Raw genomic sequence first — 22,608 nt, 5'->3', positions numbered from 1 at the left:
CTGAAGTCCTTTTTTCTTGTAGTTTATACCGGAACCAATATCACTTATTATTTCAAATGGTTGTCCCTTTGCTATAAGATACGTTCTCACATTTTCAATTTGCCGCTCTAAGTCATCTTTTTGTTTTTGACTCGATACTCGGCAATATCCAATTGTGATACGATTTTTAGGCTTTACATTCATTACTTGGTTAAGTTGTTCATCAGAATAATATCTATAACCACTTGCTGTAGTATGATGTGGATGAAGTTTTCCGTTAGCATCCCAATTTCGTAATGTCTGCGCAGATACACCTATAATCTTTGAAAATTTATGTATAGAATAATATTTACTCAAAGTGCTAGCTCCTTTCAACATTATTATACATCAGCAAACTATAAAACACAACATCTATTTATATAGTTTTATAAGTATTATTCAACAGTTATTAACCTCCCTCTCAATTGGATTCTATTAGTTCTTTTGCAAGTATATTGGCATGCTCTAAATACCAATTATCTTCGTCCTCATCAGCCTCAATAAATTCTACATACTCATTAAGGATAGCGAGTTTAATATCATAAAGATACTGCTCGTAGTCAGGCTTCATATTAAGTAATTCATAAACATGGTCAACAAAAAGCTTCTTTTGTTTTTCATTCATGTAGAATGGGAATGTGGCTCTATTTTCAGTTGCATGAGCGATAAACCTAGCTATATCGAGAGAATAAGGCAGAATTCCACCAAATCCCCAATCGATTATATATACTTTGCCTTCATGATTTACAGAATTAAATTCCAGGAAATCACCATTTGACATAGTACGAGGGCAAACCAATTGGCGTTCAAGAAATATTTTATAAGCTTTACCAATAACATCATTATCTTTAATAAATGAATATCTCTTTTCTATTCTCTTTAAATAGGTCTCGAAACGCTCGGTATCCGTACAGTTCCAATAGGCATTTTGAATAACAGCTAGACTCTCTGCCGCCTCTATTGCCAATTCATCTGTCATATCGCGCAAATCATTACCTTCAATATTTTCTAGAATAATCCACAAATCTTTTCCATCTACATAACTCCCATAATAGCTAGGAACATTAAAGCGATTTGTATTAAGATACTTTTTATAATTTGAAGCCTCGCAATCAGATGCTTTTTTCATTATTCTTTTTCCATCTTTAGTTATAATCTTATAGACATCATATTTTCTGAACTCATTCTCTCGGAGACCATATCTCTCACATACCCTAGACATAGTTTCAATAATGCCCCTACCAAGAATATTTTCAGCTAGATGCTGTATTCTGTCACTTACTTCATTTATTTCAAATTGTCCCATTGTCATAATTTTCTTATTACCTCTGATTTATTTATCTACCACTCAGCTATAATGCCGTTGAAATTGTGCCCACACCAAGCTAAAGAAGTTTTATCCATCTTTCTTATAGATTTCCCAATCCTCTTTGTCTTATTTCATCTAATTGCTCTGCACTAAGTGTCCCCGACTTGTAAAGCTTTAGATATTCATTTTCAATTGAGGAATCAAAAATAAGAAGATCATCAGTATTAATGGTGACTCTGACACCATTCTCTACTAACGTCTTGATTGGATGTGATTTATAATCCTTTGCAAAACCCAGCATTACATTGCTGCTAGGGCAGACATTAACCTGTATATGATTATCCGCAAGAAATCTCATGGTTTCTTTGGATGTTGATGCATTAATTCCATGATGAACTTCTGACAGGCCTAAAGTCTCTACAGCTCTTCTTACATCTTCAGCCGAACCTGTTTCTCCAACATGCATCTTCTTGTTTAAATGGTATTTCTCAGCCTTCTTGTAAAGTGGCAAAAAAGCTTCGAATGGCTGAACATTTTCTCCTGCACAAATATCAATTGCCTTGAAGTATCCTTCCTCGGCATATTTATCGAGCTCAGCTGCCTCTTCTTCCACGTTTCCAAAGGAGGGATATGTGAGCTCAGCTTCAAAAATACTATCAGGACAATATGTTTTATGGAATTCTTCAATAAGCTTGCGGAACGCTTCTACTGATCCTACCTGATCCACTTCAGCGGTACCAAAATTCATTACAAGACGAGTTATATTATTTCGCTTTGCCTCAGCAAAAGCACCTTCCCACCTAAGAAGCATATTTTCATAGCCATCACATACAAGTTTTATATTTGACCTGAACCAATTCTGCATACCTTCCAAGCCATCAAGGTGCTGTGGCGGCTTTGAAATATCAACATTCAGTTTCTGGGCAAGCCACTCTCTTCTGCAGCCTTTGGTTGAGTGATTATGGAGGTCACTTTTAGGTGCAGATAAAAGCTTATTTATATTGTTTTCTTTTAAACCTTCTACAAAAATATTCTCCACGCTGATTCTCCCTTTGAGTTTTTTCGGTATTGCAGTATTGTAACAAAAACAGATACTCCTCGTAAAATATTACAATAACTCAAAATCGAGAAAGCTAATCCTTCTTCACTTTTCTCGCCAACTGAAGATCCATAGTATCATATATCTTTATTACTCCATTAAATGAATTGATGATATTTTTAATATCCTTAAAGAATAACGTACGAATTTCTTCATCTATAGCGATATGATCTGAATATGTCCCTAAAAGTTCTACATATTCCTCTGCTGTAAACTCCCTGATTCTGTAAAACAACCCATATTTAATATCAGAAAATGCGTATTTTTCGGCTATATTTGCTCGCCTCTTTGCATCTTCTTCAGAGTATTCCTTTATCTGCTCAGCTTTTTTATTGTAAAACTTGTAGTAATACTTCTTATAACTGGCATCTATAGCGCTAGCTAACTCCGGCTCGTTCTTACATCTAAACGGGTGATTCGCAAATCTGGCAAATACTCCGCCGGGTTTTAATGCCTTAAACACTTTTGTATACCCTATTTCCTCCGGAATCCAATGAAAAGCAGATGCAGAATAAATCAAGTCATATGCATTATCTTCAAGTTCAACGTCTTCAAATTTTGATGTTATAACATTAAAGCCAGTATATTCCTTAAATTTCTCTCTGCAAATATCAGCCAGATTCTTTCCATACTCAATAGCTGTAACACTACAGTTCTTTTTAAGAAAAGGCAGTGTAGCCTGACCACCTCCAATACCTACCTCGATGAGTTCGCTTCTATTATCTATAGTACAATAATCAAATATCTGTTTATACAAATCATCTACATAGCCCGGTCGCATCCTCTCATATTTGGATGCAGCAGTATCAAAAGCCCATTCTTTCCCTGCCAATACTCCCATTTACGTTTCTCCTTAGTGTAGTTTTATAACAAGTACCAATCCAACAAAGTTTAACACTAGTCTCTCCATTTTACACTTTTATTGCACAAAAAATCCACAACCATTTGGTTGTGGATTTCTGAAATCTGCAACTGCAGATTGATTATCTCTTTGAGAACTTTTGCAATAATATTGCCTCACTTCTCATAAGCTTATTCAGTAATACTTATTGTTACGTTAACGTCCCCGGAACCAAGCCTTTTTTTCATTTCTTCCGCAGATGTATTTTCAATATGCCCGAGCTTTGTATAAGCCCAGCTATTTGAACCGTAAAACACTACCAGCTGATTACCTGAATACAAAACAATGTCCCCGGCACTTGTAGTCATCTGCTTATCATTCCTTGGAATAGACTGACCAATAGAGCCAACCTGCTCAAAGTCGCCATACATAGACATATCAATGATGATAGGTTTATCTTCAGCCAGATTTTTCAGAGCTTCTACTGATTCATTTTCTTCCCAGATTACCTGTATCTCTTTATCATTTATAAAAAGCTTAAGCATACTTTCCGTCGACCTTTCATCATTAGTAATTACGTCTTCTTCATCCTTTAAGTGATCTTCCGTTGCCGTATTACTGTTCGTTTTAGCCTGTGTATTCTCATTATATCCACATCCAGTAAAGAGGGTTACAGCCATCACACATAATGCTGTAAGCGTTTTACCTGTATTTTTGCAAAAGAGATTTTCCAAACTCATAAGCTTCCTGCTTCTCCTCTTCTTATTTAAGATATTCATTGAAGAAGCTCTCAAGTTTGTCAAACGGAATATAATCCTTATCTCCTCCATCATACAGATCTGTATGAACTGCATCTGGAATAATCATCAGTTCTTTATTATCAGCATATTTGCTGTCCTTTATCATGTCGGCATAAGCGTCTTTACTGAAGTAGCAGGAGTGAGCCTTCCCGCCATGTACAAGAAGCACTGCACTTCTGATTTCATTGCTGTATTTAAGGATTGGCTGATTCACGAAAGATTCACAGCCTATCACATTCCATCCATCATTGGAATTAAGGGAACGGGCATGATATCCGCGATCAGTTTTGTAGTAATCAAAATAGTCTTTTACAAAGAAAGGTGCATCTGCAGGTAGAGGATCTACAACACCTCCCGCACGCTTATATTCTCCATTCTTTAAATCTTCAAGACGCTGTGTGCACAAAGCCTTTTTCGCTTCATATCTCTTTTCTTCACTGTCATCGGCATCAAAGTAACCTTTTGCATTAACTCTTGTCATGTCATACATAGTCATTGCAGCTGTAGCTTTGATTCTTGTGTCAAGAGCAGCTGTATTGATAGCCATTCCGCCCCATCCGCAGATTCCTATGATTCCTATTCTTTCCGGATCTACCTTTTCATTAAATGAAAGAAAATCAACTGCAGCCATAAAATCCTCTGTATTGATATCAGGTGATGCCATATATCTTACGTTGCCGCCTGACTCTCCTGTAAAAGAGGGATCAAAGGCTATTGTAAGAAATCCTCTTTCTGCCATAGTCTGGGCGTATAATCCTGAACACTGCTCCTTAACAGCTCCGAAAGGTCCTGAAACTGCAATAGCCGGAAGCTTGCCATCTATATCCTTTGGTATATACATATCTGCCGCAAGAGTTATACCGTAGCGATTTGCAAATGTCACCTTGCTGTGTTCTATCTCCTCACTCTTTGGAAAGGTCTTATCCCACTCTGTTACTAAATTAAGTTCTTCTGTTCTGATCATCATTTGATACCTCCGTCATCTCTGCTTCATTTCGTTTTCGATTTTTCTTAGCATGAAATCCATGCAGTCAACTTTTCTTCCACATTCGTGGTACTCGTCCATGGCACGGCATCTTTCTTTTTTCAGAAGCCTTACCATTTCATCGATACTGCCTGACTCAAATCTTTCCAGGATAGTGTCTGTTACCTCATTACAGCATCCCGCATCTGAAAGGCTTTGCTTTAAATATTCTTTATCCATGAGTATTCCTCATTTCCATGTAACTATTTCACTTACAATTCTATTTTATGAGCTTGTAAGATTTTTTGCTAATAGTTATAATGAATATCATATTATTCCATTTTGGCATATCATTTAGCAATGAGCAGTGCAGCAATATTTATAAAAATATGCACTTGGGAGCTTGCTCACATAAGTGCATATTTTTGTAAATATTGGTATTCGGCGAATGCCGAAGAACGAGAAATGCGTAGCATTTCGAGTACTGCACTGCGTAGGGAAAGGAAGCGCCATGGAAATCAGGACTTTAAGATATTTTTTAGCTGTAGCAAGAGAAGAAAACATGAGCAGAGCCGCTGAGATACTGCATGTGACTCAGCCAACTCTATCCAAACAATTAAAATCATTGGAAGAAGAATTGGGTAAGAAGCTATTTACGAGGCACAGTTTCAGTATAAAGCTGACAGAAGAAGGCATTCTTCTCAGAAACCGTGCAGAAGATCTTGTGAGCATGGCTGATAAAATCGAGCAGGAATTTGTTTCACTTGATGACATAAGCGGAGGCGATCTTTACCTCGGACTTGCAGAATCTTATCAGCTAAGATTCCTTGCAAGAGCAATCAAGACCTTTAAAGAAAGCTATCCCAATCTCCACTATCACATCACAAGTGGTGATACAGAGCAACTATCTGAAAAAACAGAAAAAGGGCTTCTTGATTTTGTTGTTCTGGTTGAGCAGCCGGACATCAGAAAGTATGAATATATAGAATTTCCACAGGCTGATACCTGGGGACTTATCATTCCTGAAAGTGACCCTCTGGCAAAAAAGGAATCCATTCGTTTGGATGACCTGATAGAATTACCTCTTTTCTGCTCAGATCAAGCTTGGAACGGCGATATAAAGAAATGGGCCGGGAGCAGATTTTCAGAGCTACAGCTTGAAGGTTCTTTCCGTCTTTCCTACAATGGCTCTATTTTCACAATGGAAGGTCTTGGGTATCTTCTCACCTATGATCACCTTATTGATACATCAAAAAACAACGGCCTTGTATTCAGACCGTTGTCTCCTAAGCTTGAAAACAAAATATATTTCGCATGGAACCGCTATCAGGCATTTACACCTATAGCAGAAAGATTTTTATCGCACCTAAAAGTTCTAGTGTTATAATCCATCTTTTTGAGAACTTTTTGTGTTAAATCTTTGTCTGTCTTATGTGAGATTATCTTCCAATATAACTCACCATCCCGACAAACTAGAAGTTGTCTAAAGCTTTGATAGATTCATTTCATAAATACCAAGCGTCTTATTCAGTCTTTCGTATCATTCTGACTTCCACAATCGGAGAACCCAGATTTATTACTTCTTCTCGTCCATCAATACAAAAGCCACATTTTTCATAAAACTTGATTGCACGCTTATTATCCTTAAGTACCCAAACTGCCACCGTTTGGTAATCGAGTTCACCCAAACCGGCTTGCATAAGTGCCTTGCCAACACCGGTACCACAGTATTCTTCCAATACATAAATTGCAAAAATCTCGCCAGTCTCAGTTAGTTCTTCATCATGGTATTTTCCATAACCCACAAATCCAACTACCTGATTGCCATCTTTTGCAACTATAAGATTATCAGGCCACTTGAAAGCAATTTCTTCACACTTTGCTAAAGTCATTGAATCCAAATAGCTTTGATCCACTATTCCTTTATATGCATCCTGCCATGACTTCCAATGAACATAAGCTTTCCCTTTAATCTCTTCATCAGATTCCATTTTCTTTATCTCAATGCCCATATTCAATCTCCGATGTGCCTTAGTCTATTATGCTGAAAGTTAATCTATTCAGAAATACTTAAATTTTTTCTTTGTAGCAACTGTTTATAATTATACCTATATCTACCATCCTGTTCAACGGCACACAAAAAGACCCGGTACATTGTAGCGAGTCAAGTTCTGTGCAATAGCTGGAACTGTTTGGGTGATGTTCCGATCTGCTTGCTAAAACGCCTTGAAAAGCTGGAATAGTTGTTATACCCAAGCATAAAACACACGTCAGAAGGAGAATAGTTCTGAAGTAATAGTTTTTGCGCCAGAACCATTTTTTTGCGTTTATATAATGCTTCAGAGAATCGCCTGTTACTTCACTAAAAACCCGGCTTAAGTGATCACTGCTATAGTGGAGATCCTGGGCCATCTTGTTTATCTTAAGATCATCATTTATGTTGGATTCAATATAGTCAAATATTTTAGAAACAAGAGGTGGTATCAGGCTGCTCTTATTCTGTGGCCGCTCTGCGGAAGAATAGCCGTTAGCCTTGAGCATTAATTCTATAATAAGAGCTTTTGCAAGAGCAACATGACCAAAGGCTGTGCTATCCATACAGTCGTGAAGGCGTTCTGCTGTTTCTATGAAGTCCAAAAGTGCATCTTCAGGTATTATGAAGTGGTTCATATAAGGGGATGCGGCACTTTGAAAAAGTGTTGAAAAATCAGTTTCATCGTCTCCAAGTTTTTTAAGATATTCATATTGCAGATTGATGACGATTCGCTCGTAATCGCTGCTGTCTTGAAGATCAAGTCCGTGGAAAACAAGAGGGCTTATAAAGAACATATCCCCTCGTTTCATTTTGAAAATCTCAGGCTCTATCATGATATTAACTTCTCCGCGCAGGAAAAGGACGATCTCGTAGCCATCATGATTGTGTAAATATTTGGTATTTGTTTGTTTAAGTCCGGCGGTCTTGTGCTCGCAGATATACTCTCTGTCAATAAGACTATACGGACAGTTAAGGTCTTTTTTCAGCATCTTTTTCATGGATTCTCCCCAAAACTAACGTTTTTCAGATATTATATCGTAAAATGCAAAGTTTATCCATTTTTATGTGTATTTATCATATAATCCCATATTATATAATCTCATATCATATATTTAATGTGAGTTGTATGACTTCTTGAACGTTCATACAGAAACCCGCATTTTCTGCGAGTTTCGTGAGAACAAAAGTCAAGCGGCAAACTGGTCCAAGGCGAAGCCTTTTTAAATGGCCAGTTTGCGTAGTTTTTGGAACGTAGTGACAAAAATCTATAAATATTTATATAGAGCCGGAGGACAGGAAATGGCAAATTTGTATCTTGATAAAGAATTGATGTTTACCTGCGAAGAAAAAGCTTTTCTCGGAGTCAACAGGGTTGCGGAGCTGGTTAAAGAGGACATATTCCTCGTTACCGGTTTTAAAGCGGGCAGATATGTTAAAGGCACAGGATGTAAAAATCTGATCATATATGGGACAGTTGACAGGAGCGATTATTTAGAAGAACTTGATAGAAGCGGAATTATCAGGTTAAGCGAGATCAGAGGCAAATGGGAGAGCTATATTTTTAAGGTGGTCGATAATTCTTTTGAAGGCGCAGATCAAGCGCTTATAATAGCAGGCAGTGACAAAAGAGGCACAATCTACGGCTTGTTTCATTTATCAGAGCTTTTAGGAGTATCACCTTTGGTTAATTGGAATCACTGTTTCCCTCAAAAAAAGGAAAATGTGGTTTTAACCGATGGTTACAATATTGTTTCTAAGGAACCGTCTGTAAAATACAGGGGATTTTTTATAAATGATGAGTGGCCTGCCTTTGGAAACTGGGCAACAGAGCATTTTGGCGGGATTAATGCAAAGTGCTATGAGAAAATTTTTGAATTGCTCCTGAGATTAAAGGGAAATTACCTCTGGCCTGCCATGTGGAATTCAAATTTTAGTATGGATGGACCCGGGCTTGAGAGTGCGCGGCTTGCTGATGAATATGGCGTTGTAATGAGTACCTCTCATCATGAACCATGTATGCGAAGCGGCGAGGAGTATGGTCTTCTCAGAGGTGAGAATTCTGTCTATGGCGATGCCTGGGATTTTGAGGCTAATACGGAAGGCATAACAAGATTTTGGCGCGACGGTCTTGATAGAAATAAAGCCTTTGAAAATGTTATAACTCTTGGAATGAGAGGAGAAAGAGATTCAAGGCTCCTGGATGAAAATGACGGCCTTGATAAAAATATCCGGCTATTAAGAAATATACTAAAAACCCAGAATGATCTCATCAGGGAAGTTATAAACAAAGATATTGATAAGGTTCCCAGACAGATAGTTCTTTTTACGGAAGTTGAGGAATTCTTTTATGGAAATGACAAGACCCGGGGGCTTATTGATGATCCGGAGCTTGAGGGTGTTACTCTGATGTTAAGCGATAACAACTGCGGTTATACCAGAACTTTGCCGGATGAAAAGATGAGGGGGCACAAAGGCGGCTATGGAATGTATTATCATCTTGATATGCATGGTGGACCTTATTCTTATCAGTGGATCGGCGGCGCTTACCTTCCAAGGATCTGGGAGCAGATGACTCAGGCCTATGAATACGGGGTCAGGGAGATTTGGGTCGTCAATGCCGGGGATGTCGGAACGCAGGAGCTCGGGCTTTCTTTTTTCCTGGATCTTGCCTATGACATGGACAAATGGGGAGGCAGCGATTGCCGTATTACGGAAGATTACATGTCCGACTGGATTAACAAACAATTTAAAGGAATGATGTTACAATCCGATTGCAGGATCGCAAATAAGATAAGCTGGGATTATACAGAGCTTCTTGAAAAAAGGCGTCATGAGATAATGAATGCTGATGTTTATCATCCTATGCATTTTGGAGAAGCACAGAATGTTTTGGAGATTTCTGAAGAAATATTAAGTGAAGCATCACGCCTTAGAAAAAAGATTGAAGATAAAGACCTTTCGGCATTTATCTCGCTTTTGTATTATCCTGCCTGTGCCACTGCGAATCTGATGAAAATGTGGATTTTAGCAGGCAGAAATAAGCTTTTTGCAGATCAAAACAGAATTGAAGCCAATGAGCTTGCACAAGAAATTGAAGAATGCTTCATAGAGGATGAGAGGCTCATTGAGGAGTATGAGTCTGTTGATGGCGGGTATTACAAAGGATTTGGCAAGTCCGAGCATATTGGTTTTGTTAATTGGAACGATGAGGACAATAAATATCCTCTAAGGCATCTGGTACGCGGGGCAAACAGGCCGAGAATGCTCGTGTCGAGGAAGGATGACGAGCATTACATGACAGGTCTTGAATGGTGCGACAGACCTCAAACATGGAGAGATATGCTTCGGCCGGATGTTAATACGATCGAGTTTGATCTCATAAACGGAAGTGAATTTCCATATGAATTCAAAATAGAGACTGATTGTAATTGGATCGGCTTCAGCAAAACAGCAGGTACGGTAAAGGTAAGGGAAAGAATTAAGCTTACTGCCGACAAGGATCTTTTGAAAAAGAAATCAACAGGCAGGTTCACTGTAGAGTGCACCGGTTGTGGAAAGGCGATGGTAACTGTAGAGGCGTCACCTGTTATCCGGTATGAAAAAAAGTGTTTTGTGGAAAGTGACGGTTATGTATGCATGGAATCTGAACACTTTGCGCAGAATATTAAGACGGAAGGGGCTGAGTTTAAAGTCTTAAAACCATACGGCCGAAGCGGTAGCGCGGTAAAGGTATTTCCGACGACTTCGGATCTTTTGAAAACGGAGAACAGACCTTATGTTGAATATCATTTTCAGATACAGGAAACGGGCGAGTATGATTTAAGTTTTATTCTTGCGCCTACTACACCGGTTACATTCAAGAATGAGCAGTTTATGGGATATTCTGTAAACGAGGGCGACATTCGGGTGTTAAATACCGTCAGACAGCCTGAGATTCCCTTTTTTCTCAGTCCTCAGTGGGAGAAAGAAGCAAAGGAAAATGTGAAAACAGTTGAAGATAAGATTTTATGCACGGCAGGAGTTAATAAGCTCAGGTTTTATGCCATAAGCCCCGGAATAGTATTGGAAAGGATTTTACTTGTACGAAGCGGAATAAAACTTCCGGAATCTTATTTGGGGCCTGTTGAAAGTTATATGCAGAAAGAATAATGCGCAAAAGATATCATAGTCAAGCGAAAAATAAATAATTTTGCCTTTTTTTGCCTCTAAATGCCTCTGGGGATTTTTACGGCTGAATCGCCGCCAGAAAAATAAGAAAAGGGAGCACAATGGCTCCCTTGAATTAGTTATTACATTATATTCCAATTTACTGTTCCAACACTTTAAGATTAGATCTCTCATATTTGTTTTGGCCTTTGAGGCTTTTCTTATACTTCCAGCATCTTATAGCATCATCCAGCGAAGCACCTTTGTTATCTGCAAAAAAATCTTGTCTCTTTAATCCAAACGTTAGTGTAGGTCTTTCAGACATACTGTCCTCCAATATCTTCAAAAATACCCTCTTTTCCTCGTTTGATTTTACGTCGTAATATACCTACAAAACAGTTTTATCAAAACAAGCATCTTCTGCAACGTTGTAGAAATAATCTTGCTCCGTCATTTGATAGGATATAGAATCCTTTATTGCAATTTTCGAGCTCATCACACTCATAATCGCAAAAATGAACCACTAACCCCGTCCCCCAGGTCCACCAAGCGGTATTTTTCAAGATTCACCTTATTGCCAACAATCTCAACACCTTCGCTTTCCAGTATCTGCGCCTGCTTCCATGCTCCACCAAAGGCATATTCACCTGCAAGTTCTCCCTTCGAATTGACAACGCGATGGCAGGGAATTGTGCCCGGATCAGGATTTTTGTGGAGAGCATTTCCAACTGCTCTTGCCATTTTCCTATCTCCAGCCATCTGTGCAACATCAGCATATGTGGCAACTTTCCCTTTTGGAATTTTCTTTACCGCTTCATAAATTCTTTTGGTTGGGGAATCTGTGACAAGATCATAGCTCTCTGCAATCATTCTTTTTATGACATCATCAGGAATCGATCCATCCAAAACAACAGTATTCCAGTGCTCTTTGTTCTGATGATATGCAGGAAGTACAGCTGTATATGTTTTTCTCCAAAGGTCTCGCCACTGCGGATCCACCTTCAGATTCAAATTGATAAAACCGCCTTTTTCATAGGTCCACAGAAAAGCTTTCCTGGTTTTTTTTACCCTTACAAGCTGCCAATTAAGGTCATGAAATGGCGCCTCCTGGTAGGTGTCAGGAAAAGACAATCCATAGCTTAATGCTTCTTCTCTTGTTTTCATCAGATTATACTCCCCTCCCTACTCCAATATGATACCTCCGGTGAAAGAGTCAATTCTTTTTTAATTCTTCATGATCAGTCTATCTTACGCTATTCCAGTATTCAAGCGCTGCTTCCATCTTTTTTATAACCTTAGGAGGCAGCACCTTAGGTCCCATATTAAAAAGATTATCGATACCGGCCACGGCACCAACACCAAAATTATCATATAGAGAAATGTGATAATCCTTACTTCCATGCCAGAATTTGATCTTTCCGGCAAAATCATTTGAAGGTTTTTTGTCGTATTGCTTTGCTATTTCTAAGGCTGTATCAATACAGTTTTTCATTTCATCATCCTTTTTGAGGCAACAAAGAACCAATGATTTAAAGACAAGCCCCATGATCTTCATCTTGGAAAGATAGCTGTTCTTGCTCCTATCAATGCTGGTAGCATCTACTATAGTCATATACCAATCCATAATCTCACCAGCTTCCTTGTAAGCCTTCGTATTGTCCATAGAAACCAGCACCATAAACATCTCTGTAGAAAACTCCAAGGTCTTTACCAGAATTGAAACCAGAACTCTAGTATAAACCTCCATTGCTTTCTCCGGCTTGCCCGTCATTCTTAAAATATTAGCTATATTGATGTCTGCTATCCCCTGATAATTTATCTTTTTAAACTCCTCAAGAGATTTCTCAGGGTTATCACGACCTTTTATAGTTGCTATGCGATATTTAATGCTAAAGGTTTCCTGCTCCGGATTGTCACTCTGTGAAATATAGCGAAGAGACGACTCATAAAGTTCGATTGCTTTGTCCCGATAATCCTTCAAATCTTTCATCGATGAAACGATATGGTATGTGTCCGCACAGCTTGTGAGAATCTTAAAGTTACCCGGATATCTAACCAGTGCTTTTTCTGCCTCAGCGATAGCCTCGTCATATTTATCCTCATGTAAAAGAGCATCCAACCTGTCAGAAATGTCTTTGACGTTCTTGGAGGACATGCTATATCCCAGAAGCACGTCGACAGATATGCTAAAAAAGTCTGCAAGCTGCATAAGAGTTAGAATATCCGGCACGTTACTGCCGCTTTCCCATTTTGATACAGCTCCAACAGTAACTCCAAAGGCTTCTGCCAATTCTTCCTGGGTCAGATTCATGCTCTTTCGGTACTTCTTTATGTTTTCATTAAGCTTTATCTGCATTGCAAACTCCTTTAATGAAAGAATTATTATCCTAAATTTGCTGATACTTTCTCGTTTTTAATTCCAAGGGAGCCTTCCTCAATCTCCATCTGTGGCTTTACAAAGACTAAGATTGCAAGAATAGCTATTGCAAAAATCACGCAGAATACAAGAATTGCTTCTATGCTGACCTTAGTTACAACTGCGCTTAAAAGAAGTGAACCCACAGGCATACATGCTTCTCCGCAAGCACCCATTACTGCGGCTGCTCTTGCAATATATTTTGGATCAGCATTTTTCATAAACTGGATATTGATTGTACCGCCTATGATTGAAGCTGCCACCATCATGATAAAAAATGAAGCTGCTACGTCCATAGAACAAGCAATATTATTTCCAACAAAAACTCCGCCGCAAGCCATACCAAGCATTCCTGCTCCGAGAAGGGATGTTCCAAGCATGATCATCTTAAGTGGTGAAAGCTTCTGTGAAAGAACCGGTACAAATGCGGATCCGGCAATACCTCCGATTGCAGCAAATGCACCTGCAATACTAAGGATTTCTCCGCCCATCTTGAATATCTCGCTTGCAATTGGTGCCTGAAGTGCATTTATTGGAATGAGCATAAAATTAAGGGCAACTGCAAGTAAGCCATAATTGCAGATAACTCGTGAATTTGCCACATATCTAAAGCCGTCTAAAAAGAATTCAAGTTTGCTCTGCTCTTTTTTGTTCTCTGTTTTTCCAGTTAAGGATGCTACCTCATGTGCTTTAAGCTGGGTAGTATCATCCTGTGTTTCATCGTTAATTGCAGCTCTGCCGGCCTTCATTGCACCAATAAATACTGCTGCCACTGCAAAAGTAGCCACATCGATCATCATTGCTGTTAAAGCGCCTGCTGTTGCAATGATCACACCGGCAGCACCTGTACCTGCCAGTGATGCTGCTCTTGAAAGCATTGAATTAAGGCTCATTCAGCAGGTCATATGCTCTTTCTTGACCACCTGGATTGTAAATGCTGTAGTTGCAGGAAGATTAAAGGATTCCACTGTTGTGATGACCAAAGTAAAGATTGCCATAACCAGTGCATTCACCAGGCCTGCTCTATATAGAAGTGCAAACAATGTAATAATGACTGCCCTAAGAAGATGTGTTGCTACAATCACATGCTTCTTGTCCATCTTCTCAACAATAGCTCCGGCAAAGGGCTGAACCACCACGTTTGGAAGTGTATTAAGTGCAAAAACTATTGCTGACCATGCTGCACTGTGTGTAATCTGATAAACCAGCCATGTAAAAGCGATTGCATCTACAGAATCACCAAATCGGTTTATCACCGTAGCAAAAATCAGCTTTCTATATTCACGTTCCTTAATGATTTCCCCATACATTTTCCTGTTCTGTTCCATATCTGAAGCCTCCTTACTTGTTTTCATGACTTCATTCTATATGGAACTTACACTAAGTATAATACACTGGTTGTACTAGTTATAAAATAAAAACTTTCCGTTATGGAAAGTTTTACACTTATGCAACTTTGTTATTCCTCTTAATCTGTCTGTTTTGTAATAATCATGCTTTACCGCTCATCTGTCAAAAAATGTTTAACTTCATTTACAGGATGCAGTAATTCTTTTCTGAAAAACTCTGGATAAAATTTAATCGGATCATCGGGATCAATCCATTTAAGAAACTCTTCATGATCATCCTCTGTGAAACTGTTGCACTTCGGCTCAAAGTCCTCGGGCACATTCATGTAAAAGAAGAAAGATATCTCATATATTAACTTTCCGAGATTAGACTCTGCGTCCCCATAAAAATAGTTTTCATTTATGAATCCAAGCCTGTCCACTTCCATACGGACACCCGTCTCTTCATATACCTCACGAATTACTGCCTCTTCCGCAGTTTCTCCGAATTTGATTCTGCCGCCTACGGAATACAAATACTCTGGTCTGATATTATTTCCGACCATGAGAAATTTGCCATTCTTCAGAATGATTGCTCCTACTCTTATATTTATAAGTCCATTGTCACATGGCACTGTCATATCTATATTCATATTAGTCCATCTCCTCCCGTATATTTGCACACAATCATTATCGACTGTGTGCAAATAAGCTCGTAAAAACCAATCATGCTGATATTCGATGGTTTTTATCCCAATATTACGCGCATCTTAAAGTAATCTTAATGCTGAATCAATTTATTACACCGTCAGTGGCCAACTTATTGATCGTCAAGCTCCGCAAAGATACAAAATATGTAATTATCAAAATACAATTAGCAAGTGCCCAGGCACAGATTTCCCCAAAATAGATACCATAATATCCTATGATACGAGTTAAGAAAATCGCGCAGGCCACCCTCATTATCAGCTGCGCAAAGCTTGAAAGCATAGGAATTATGCTGTTTCCCATACCCTGCAAGGTTGATCTGACAATATACAAAATGTAGAGAAGCGGGAAAAATGCAGCCAGTACCTGCAGATAATTGTATCCATATGAAAATACCTTGGCGTTTGCAGTCCCTGTATCTATGAATAGTTTCATCAAAGGCTGCCCAAAAATGATCATCACCACAGAACATAAAAGAGCCGTTATAATACCAAGCAGTACGCTTACTTTTACTCCGCTGCGTACACGTTCATAATCTTTTGCCCCCATATTCTGCGACACATATGCAACTACAGCTAATCCATAAGAAGATGCTGCAATCTCAAGAAGTGCATATATTTTTCCTGCTATGGTATATCCGGTGAGAAAAGAGAGCTCATACTGGTTGATCCTATTGATGACGATAAGTCCCCCTATTGCAGTGATCACACTCTGAAGCGCCATTGGAAGGCCAATTGTCATCAGCTCTTTTACCACGGTAAATCCACTCTTTAATCCGGAGCTCTTTGCGGAAGTCGCATCAGCAATGCCCTGCCTGTTTTTATATACGTTATAACCACAGATAAGCATAACTAGGCATTCCGAAAGGATTGTACTAAGAGCCGCTCCTCCTACCCCCATATTCAGGGCGCTTACAAACAATATGTCCAAAACAATGTTGCACAGTGAAGAAACAGTCATCGCCATAAGATGAGTTTTGCTGTTTCCTCTACTTCTTAAAACCGCAGCAAAAAGCTGATAAAAAATAAGAAAAGGAAGCCCTGCAAATATGACATCAACGTAGGTTTTAGCAAAAGAGAACACCTCATCTTTTGTATCAAGCACTCTTAGTACAAATCCGGAAGTGCCAAGCAGAAGCGCCACAAGAGATATGGTTAGACCGAAACAGATTGCCTTAGCCTTTTTATAGTACTGAGAAAAAGCAGCTTCGTCTTTTTCCCCATACTTATTACCCAATAAAACTGAAAATCCCTGGATTAAGCCTATGACAAATCCATTCACCAGAAATATATACCAATCAGTTCCGCCTATGGCTGAGAGCCCTTTTGCGCCAACTTTTTGACCTATAATGATGCTGTCTACAATAATGTAGAGCTGCTGAAAAACATTACCAACTATCAACGAAAAAGCAAAACTTAAAATCAGTGATAATGGTTTCCCCTTAGTCAGATCCCGATCTTCATTCATACGTCTGTCCCCTCTACCTCAATACTATCTCAACTCATTTTCCCTTACATATACTGAAAATATGTCATCTAATTCTTTTTGCGCCATCATAAAATGCATCTATATATTTATCAGTGCTTTCATACACTCATATCAAATACATTGTATTTCCAAACTAATATCATTTCTCCTTAAATATTTATTTTGACACAGTATAAGTCGTTCCTCGCCCATTACCATTTTTTGTAACCTGGCCGGACTCAACGAGCTTATTTAATGTAGCTACAACTTTAGTTTTTCCTGCATTTGCATATTCTGCTATCTCAGTGCTTGTCAGGTTCATATTGCCATATTTCTTCAGAATATTTAAAACCAATCTCTCATTATCACTAATGTCAACTTGTGATTCTATCAAGGGCAAGGAAATTTTTATCATAGAATCTGTGACAAAATATTGGGGTTTAGTTTCAGAATCCTTATAGGCTTCATTTATTCTACGAATTCCCGTTCCAAATCTTTCAATCAGTTTCAATCTCAAAAATATAGAACATATAATTGGATTCCTTGGAATAGAAAGTCCTCCCGCCAAATACTCATCTATAGTAATTCCTTTCGGTAAGCCTCCTGGTGAAGTAATCTCTATGCACTTTTCAAACATTGAAACATTAATACTTGCAGGTACATCCCAAGTTCTGTGCACAAGTGCATTTGCTATTGCTTCACGGAAAGCTTTTTCAGGAATTAATTCCTTGTTTTCTCTTTTACTACCAATGATTTCTTCATACTGATAATACTTGCAAAACAGATTTACAGCTCCATCATATTGTTCCAAAATAGAGCTGTTTTCAAAAGTCATTCTATCCAAAATTATACTGATGTTAGAGCCAAATCTAATTGCATCTATACCTGGATAACTATTTGAATCTGACAATAACTCTGCGGCTTTATTGTATCCTTTTTCCTTATCATATAGTCCCAATGAAGTTAATATATCTTTAGAAAAAGACGTAATTCCAAGTTGATTTCGAAGGCTTTTCTCCAATTCATTGAATGATAACTCTTGATTTTGCGCACTCAATTCTTCATAAGACAAGTTTTCACCTTCAAGTATCAGCCTTTTAAGTTCAAATCCATCCGCCTCTATCGTAGCTGTATCACTTCGTTTATATGCCTTTGACTTGTAAAAATATGGTTTATAATTACCACCTTTCACCGATAAAGTAACAACTTTTGTTCTTTCATTTACTTCCAGCGTATAATCCGGTAAAGGCTTTATGTTATCATTTATTTTATTTTCAACATCCAAGCAAAAGTTTTTAGGATCTTCAATTCCAATATTTTCGCCATTATCATCAACTCCAAAAATAATCTTGCCTCCATCATAATTTGCAAAGGCACTTACCGTTTTTAAAAACGAATTTGTAAGATCACTTTTAAATTCAAGGTTTTTATTTTCTTTCATCTGCCTTCTCTCTCCTTATGAATATATTCTAACAAAAAACGAACGCAAAAACAAACGTATTTTTTTGCGTTCGTTTTTGCGTTCATTTCAATGCATTACACACTTCATTTATTCTTTACATATTATGTACTTCAGGTTCCCCTAGTTACTAAAAATAATACAATCGTCTTAATCGCCAACAGTCTATAATTTAAAATAACCTATCCACAAATTATATCCATATTACCGTAAGATTCTATTAACGAATTAACTTTCATATAACTATCATACGATTCTAGATTTGCCACAATCGTCATATTTCCATCTTCGAAAATCATTTCTTCTATCTTCCCACAAGAACTAATGATGCGCTTAATTGCTTCAATTAAACATCCAGCTGTCTTATTGCAATCATATATCATACTATTAGTAAACTCTAAGCTTGAATGCAAAATATTTAATGCCCCATACGTACATTCATATATTCTTGTTCCATTAACTCTCACATTTGAACAATTTTCTAATTCGATACCATACGTACCGCAACCGAACAGTTCCAACGAATCCACCTGTATATTATTACAATCACTAAACCGTAAAACCGCTCCTGTACAACTACCTTTATGTGGAGTATGCCCTATTGTTAATCCTATAAGTTTAATATTGCTACATCCACAAAAATTCATTACATTTGCATATCTAGGGCTTACTAAAAGTGTGTAATTATCCCCCACAATTGTAATATTTGACAAATTTGACAAAACTAATTCATTTCCATCAAATACCTCTTCTTTTTTTACGTTTTTATTGTCAGAACTAAATTCCAAAATATCATAAAAACCTTTATTTAAAACAAGTTTGTTGTTCGAGCATAATCCATCTATAAATTCACTGACCGTTGACACCTCTAATTAATCATTTCTTTCTAAGAACATTGGACACCGTTGATTGAGAAATGTCTAACATAGCAGCTATGGTCTCTTGATTAATTTTCTGTTTTGCCAAATCCTTAATCACATCATTTCTTTGTGCTACAGATGCTATCTCTGGTAATTAAATATTTGTCTGTCTTTTGTAAGATTATCTTCTGATTTACTCTTCCTCAGGATATTTCAATCCCCATTCATTTCTAAGCCTTGTCATAATATCCATTACATCAATCGAATACTGTAGTTTCATAACAGAAGCATCTCCGCTATTAATTGCTGTTTCCATATCTGTAAGCTCATAGTACAAAGCATCTGCCGTATTCCCTGCTGATATTTCCCTTTTTTCGCCGGTTAAGGCTTCTGTAATAATCGCTTTATCAGCACGTGGAAACTCCATTATCTCTATATAGCCCTTTTCACAACTTATCATTACTCGTTTAGGTTGCTTTGAGTGCATGGTAAGAGCTACAGTTGCCATCTGATTCTTATCATTTTGTAATAGAATAGTCGCCTGCTCATCAACTCCGGTCGGTGCACTCTTCCACTGGCTCATCAGTTTTTCGGGTTTTTCTTCCATGAAGCTACGGACAATGCTTAGGGCATATACTCCAATATCAAGCATTGCTCCACCAGCCAATTTTCGATTAAAAAACCTGTTCTTCATATCATAATCTTTGAAGCTTCCAAAGTTCACCGTTATCATCTGAACTTTTCCAAGCTCTCCATTTTCTATAATCTTCCACAGTTCCTTGTATATCGGCATGTGCCAGATTGTCATTGCTTCTGCAAGTATAAGGCCTCTTTCATTTGCCAGGCTGATCATTTCGCATAGTTCTGAAGAATTCAAAGTGATAGATTTTTCAACCAGGATGTGTTTACCATTTTCCAAAGCTTTTTTCATAAAACCATAATGGGTATTATGAGGAGTCGTTATGTAGATAATATCCACATCTTCATCGGCAAACATTTCATCGATTGACGGATAGACTTTTTCGATACCATACTTTTCTGCAAAAGCAACCGCTTTATCATAGGTTCGATTTCCTACTGCATAAAGAGATTTACCCATTTTCTGAAGACCTGCAGCCATTTCATTTGCAATTACACCTGTTCCCAGTACAGCCCATTTTATCTCTTTGCTCATATTTTTCTCGAATCTCCTTTCCCGTAGTTCATCTGTATTATAATCAGTTATTATATAAATTAATCTATTCAGAAATACTTAAATTATTTCTTTGTAGCAACTGTTTATAATTATACCTATATCTACCATCCTGTCCAATATTATGTGCATAAAATAAGGGCGTTTTCACGCCACTGCCTACTGCATATCAGCTATTCATCTCTCAGGTCTTAGATTATTCCTATTAAGATTAGAATGTTTTAAAGGCTTTCGGCACACAAAAAACCCGGTACAAATGTACCGAGTCTTTTGAAATCTGCAATAGCAGATGATTATCTCTTTGAGAACTATTACTACTTCGAAAGTGCCGTGCCTTCGGCATTTTCAAGTTGAGTTGCTGTTTACCTGCTGCGTACGCAAGGAAGCTCAGGGCTACTGTATGCGGCTGGTGGCAACTTTAATAACCGCGATCAAAAATAATACTCTGATTTTACTTTCTACTCATTAAATATATCTGTGAGAAAAATGAAATGGAAAGTTATGACATATGAGCTCTATCCACACTGTCATCTCCCTCACTCCAATAATAGGCCAATACTCCTAAAGGCTTCTGAAATGCTCTCGTCATCATTACTTCCGATCACACACGAGAATTCCTTCTTCAATTCCTCCGGAGCATTTCCCATCAGAAAAGGAAATCCTACAGATCGTAGCATTTCTGCATCATTAAAATGATCACCAAAAGCAACCGCTTTCTCCGGCGGAATGTTCATATACGAGCATACTCGCCTGACTCCGGCGGCCTTTGTAATTCCCTTTCCCATGATTTCAAGAAGAACATCTGAGGATTTAACTATCGACAGCTTTGGAAATCTCTTTTTCAATTCATTTTCTATACCACATATTGCTTCAGGCTCACATATGCAAAGGAGCTTTCCTATGATTGCATCTTTTGGAAGAAGCTCTATGCCGCCCTCTGTTGCACAGACCTCAACGATTTCCTCTTCTGCGCGGACCAGTCGGTCATTCCTGTCATTTACAATCCACAATTCTTCTGAATAGATATTCCATGTACAGTCAATCTTCTCCGCCTCTATATAAGAAATAATATCCCTCGCGTCATCGGCATCAAATCCCTCCGAGTGCATTATCTTATCGTTTTCATCAATGATAAGCGCCCCACTATAACAGATCATCGGGCAGGTAAACCCGTATCTTTTAAAAATCGGCCGTACTCCGGATGGCCCTCTTGCTGTCGCAATGACGAAAGGGATATTGGCTTTCTTTAGGGCAAATATTGCATCAAGTGTGCCCTTAAGCATTCTATGTTCACTGTTTAGAATTGTTCCGTCTATATCTGAAAAAACTATTTTAAAATCCATTGATGTCTCTTAACATTTCTTTCTAAAATAAAGTTGTATCGCCGGGTATGAACCGAGAACAAACCTGTGGGCAACTTCTCCCTGCCTGTCTGCGGAGAGCCCTCTGGAAAAGACATTTGACAGTGATCTGTTGAAGTCCCACTTGATATAGGATATCTTAGTTCTCCTAAGCACCGCTGAAATACTCTCATACAAATATTATATAACCTCAGACCTTGACATATCAAGCACCAAATGATCTCTTGCCATCACCGGCTTTCTGCCGGGATCAGTGAGTGCCCAGTCGGGATGTGCCCTGTAAAGATCAGAATCCTCATTGACCATCTCCGGTTCAAACCACAGGCCAAATTTCATGCCAAGGCTCTCTACATGATCAGCAAACACAACACCTGCGTTTGTCATTTGTCCGTCTTCTTGCATTAATCTAAAGCTAATAAGATCTTCTTCAAAATCGTGATTACCAGACAGTACATCAAGATATCTTTTTTTGAACGCTTCAAACGTCAGCTTATCACGAGTTATGTCTGAAACCATAGCATCATATGACGTTCCTGTGCTTTTTATAATGAATTCAGTTAGCTCAAATCCTGTAATCTCCTTCTTTACATATCATTATTGCGCTT

At 38.2% G+C, this 22,608-nt stretch carries 22 protein-coding genes and 1 pseudogene; 2 read left to right on the top strand and 21 right to left on the bottom strand.

Translation table 11 applies throughout. The features are described from left to right. The 7 genes from G634_RS0106095 to G634_RS0106065 all read right to left on the bottom strand — a co-directional run. Positions 1-336, bottom strand: a 336-nt coding sequence (locus G634_RS0106095) for a MerR family transcriptional regulator (RefSeq protein ID WP_026504541.1), incomplete at its 3' end; no start/stop codon positions are given. 103 nt (positions 337-439) lie between these two features. Next, a complete protein-coding gene (locus G634_RS0106090) occupies positions 440-1,324 on the bottom strand; it encodes a hypothetical protein (protein ID WP_155830519.1) in 885 nt (294 codons plus the stop codon). Positions 1,325-1,427: 103 nt separating this feature from the next. Continuing rightward, positions 1,428-2,366 carry a hypothetical protein gene (locus G634_RS0106085; RefSeq protein WP_026504539.1) on the bottom strand — a complete coding sequence of 313 codons (939 nt, stop codon included), beginning with the start codon at positions 2,364-2,366 and terminating at the stop codon, positions 1,428-1,430. A gap of 94 nt (positions 2,367-2,460) precedes the next feature. After that, positions 2,461-3,267, bottom strand: coding sequence for a class I SAM-dependent methyltransferase (locus tag G634_RS0106080; protein ID WP_026504538.1), 807 nt, complete (start codon positions 3,265-3,267; stop codon positions 2,461-2,463). Positions 3,268-3,458: 191 nt separating this feature from the next. Continuing rightward, on the bottom strand, positions 3,459-4,007 hold the full coding sequence (locus tag G634_RS20195) for a cyclophilin-like fold protein (RefSeq protein WP_155830518.1): 549 nt from the start codon (positions 4,005-4,007) through the stop codon (positions 3,459-3,461). A gap of 22 nt (positions 4,008-4,029) precedes the next feature. Then, entirely contained in the window at positions 4,030-5,031 is a 1,002-nt protein-coding gene (locus tag G634_RS0106070; protein WP_026504537.1) for an alpha/beta hydrolase, read from the bottom strand. Between the two features lie 15 nt (positions 5,032-5,046). Further along, a complete protein-coding gene (locus G634_RS0106065) occupies positions 5,047-5,271 on the bottom strand; it encodes a hypothetical protein (protein ID WP_026504536.1) in 225 nt (74 codons plus the stop codon). A gap of 271 nt (positions 5,272-5,542) precedes the next feature. Here G634_RS0106065 and G634_RS0106060 point away from each other — a divergent pair, with 271 nt between their 5' ends. Beyond that, positions 5,543-6,418, top strand: a complete 876-nt coding sequence (locus tag G634_RS0106060) for a LysR family transcriptional regulator (RefSeq protein WP_026504535.1) — start codon at positions 5,543-5,545, stop codon at positions 6,416-6,418. Positions 6,419-6,554: 136 nt separating this feature from the next. Here G634_RS0106060 and G634_RS0106055 read toward each other — a convergent pair whose 3' ends face one another. Both G634_RS0106055 and G634_RS0106050 read right to left on the bottom strand, forming a co-directional pair. Next, positions 6,555-7,043 (bottom strand): GNAT family N-acetyltransferase, encoded by a 489-nt coding sequence (locus tag G634_RS0106055; protein ID WP_026504534.1) that lies wholly within the window; start codon positions 7,041-7,043, stop codon positions 6,555-6,557. Between the two features lie 58 nt (positions 7,044-7,101). Further along, positions 7,102-8,064 carry an AraC family transcriptional regulator gene (locus G634_RS0106050; protein ID WP_026504533.1) on the bottom strand — a complete coding sequence of 321 codons (963 nt, stop codon included), beginning with the start codon at positions 8,062-8,064 and terminating at the stop codon, positions 7,102-7,104. Positions 8,065-8,365: 301 nt separating this feature from the next. Here G634_RS0106050 and G634_RS0106045 point away from each other — a divergent pair, with 301 nt between their 5' ends. Further along, complete coding sequence (locus tag G634_RS0106045) at positions 8,366-11,215, top strand: glycosyl hydrolase 115 family protein (RefSeq protein ID WP_051233715.1); 2,850 nt, start codon at positions 8,366-8,368, stop codon at positions 11,213-11,215. 157 nt (positions 11,216-11,372) lie between these two features. Here the strand turns inward: G634_RS0106045 and G634_RS21125 are convergent, their stop codons facing one another. The 12 genes and pseudogenes from G634_RS21125 to G634_RS21530 form a co-directional block, all read right to left on the bottom strand. Then, a complete protein-coding gene (locus tag G634_RS21125) occupies positions 11,373-11,558 on the bottom strand; it encodes a hypothetical protein (RefSeq protein ID WP_155830517.1) in 186 nt (61 codons plus the stop codon). A gap of 155 nt (positions 11,559-11,713) precedes the next feature. Continuing rightward, positions 11,714-12,376 carry a methylated-DNA--[protein]-cysteine S-methyltransferase gene (locus tag G634_RS18220; protein WP_051233714.1) on the bottom strand — a complete coding sequence of 221 codons (663 nt, stop codon included), beginning with the start codon at positions 12,374-12,376 and terminating at the stop codon, positions 11,714-11,716. A 79-nt stretch (positions 12,377-12,455) separates the two neighbouring features. Further along, on the bottom strand, positions 12,456-13,568 hold the full coding sequence (locus G634_RS20190; RefSeq protein WP_051233713.1) for a helix-turn-helix domain-containing protein: 1,113 nt from the start codon (positions 13,566-13,568) through the stop codon (positions 12,456-12,458). A gap of 26 nt (positions 13,569-13,594) precedes the next feature. After that, positions 13,595-14,521 carry an MFS transporter gene (locus tag G634_RS0106020; RefSeq protein ID WP_026504531.1) on the bottom strand — a complete coding sequence of 309 codons (927 nt, stop codon included), beginning with the start codon at positions 14,519-14,521 and terminating at the stop codon, positions 13,595-13,597. Further along, complete coding sequence (locus G634_RS0106015) at positions 14,522-14,983, bottom strand: MFS transporter (RefSeq protein ID WP_081676517.1); 462 nt, start codon at positions 14,981-14,983, stop codon at positions 14,522-14,524. Positions 14,984-15,126: 143 nt separating this feature from the next. Beyond that, positions 15,127-15,609 (bottom strand): NUDIX hydrolase, encoded by a 483-nt coding sequence (locus G634_RS0106010; protein ID WP_035799131.1) that lies wholly within the window; start codon positions 15,607-15,609, stop codon positions 15,127-15,129. Between the two features lie 139 nt (positions 15,610-15,748). Next, positions 15,749-17,131, bottom strand: a complete 1,383-nt coding sequence (locus G634_RS18210; RefSeq protein WP_051233712.1) for an MATE family efflux transporter — start codon at positions 17,129-17,131, stop codon at positions 15,749-15,751. A 178-nt stretch (positions 17,132-17,309) separates the two neighbouring features. Beyond that, the gene (locus tag G634_RS0106000) at positions 17,310-18,572 is read right to left on the bottom strand and encodes an RNA-binding domain-containing protein (RefSeq protein ID WP_026504528.1); all 1,263 of its coding nucleotides are present in this window, start codon (positions 18,570-18,572) and stop codon (positions 17,310-17,312) included. Positions 18,573-18,772: 200 nt separating this feature from the next. Next, on the bottom strand, positions 18,773-19,456 hold the full coding sequence (locus G634_RS18205) for a right-handed parallel beta-helix repeat-containing protein (RefSeq protein ID WP_035799129.1): 684 nt from the start codon (positions 19,454-19,456) through the stop codon (positions 18,773-18,775). Between the two features lie 187 nt (positions 19,457-19,643). Further along, a complete protein-coding gene (locus tag G634_RS0105990) occupies positions 19,644-20,675 on the bottom strand; it encodes a Gfo/Idh/MocA family oxidoreductase (RefSeq protein WP_330364777.1) in 1,032 nt (343 codons plus the stop codon). 503 nt (positions 20,676-21,178) lie between these two features. Next, entirely contained in the window at positions 21,179-21,985 is an 807-nt protein-coding gene (locus G634_RS0105985; protein WP_026504526.1) for a Cof-type HAD-IIB family hydrolase, read from the bottom strand. Between the two features lie 9 nt (positions 21,986-21,994). After that, positions 21,995-22,387: pseudogene (locus G634_RS21530) on the bottom strand (alpha-galactosidase). Positions 22,388-22,608: the final 221 nt, after the last annotated feature.

The sequence above is a fragment of the Butyrivibrio sp. NC3005 genome (assembly GCF_000424545.1).
Classification (GTDB): domain Bacteria; phylum Bacillota; class Clostridia; order Lachnospirales; family Lachnospiraceae; genus Butyrivibrio.
The sequence above is the reverse complement of the archived record's forward strand: the minus strand, read 5'-3'. Positions and strand labels throughout refer to the sequence as shown.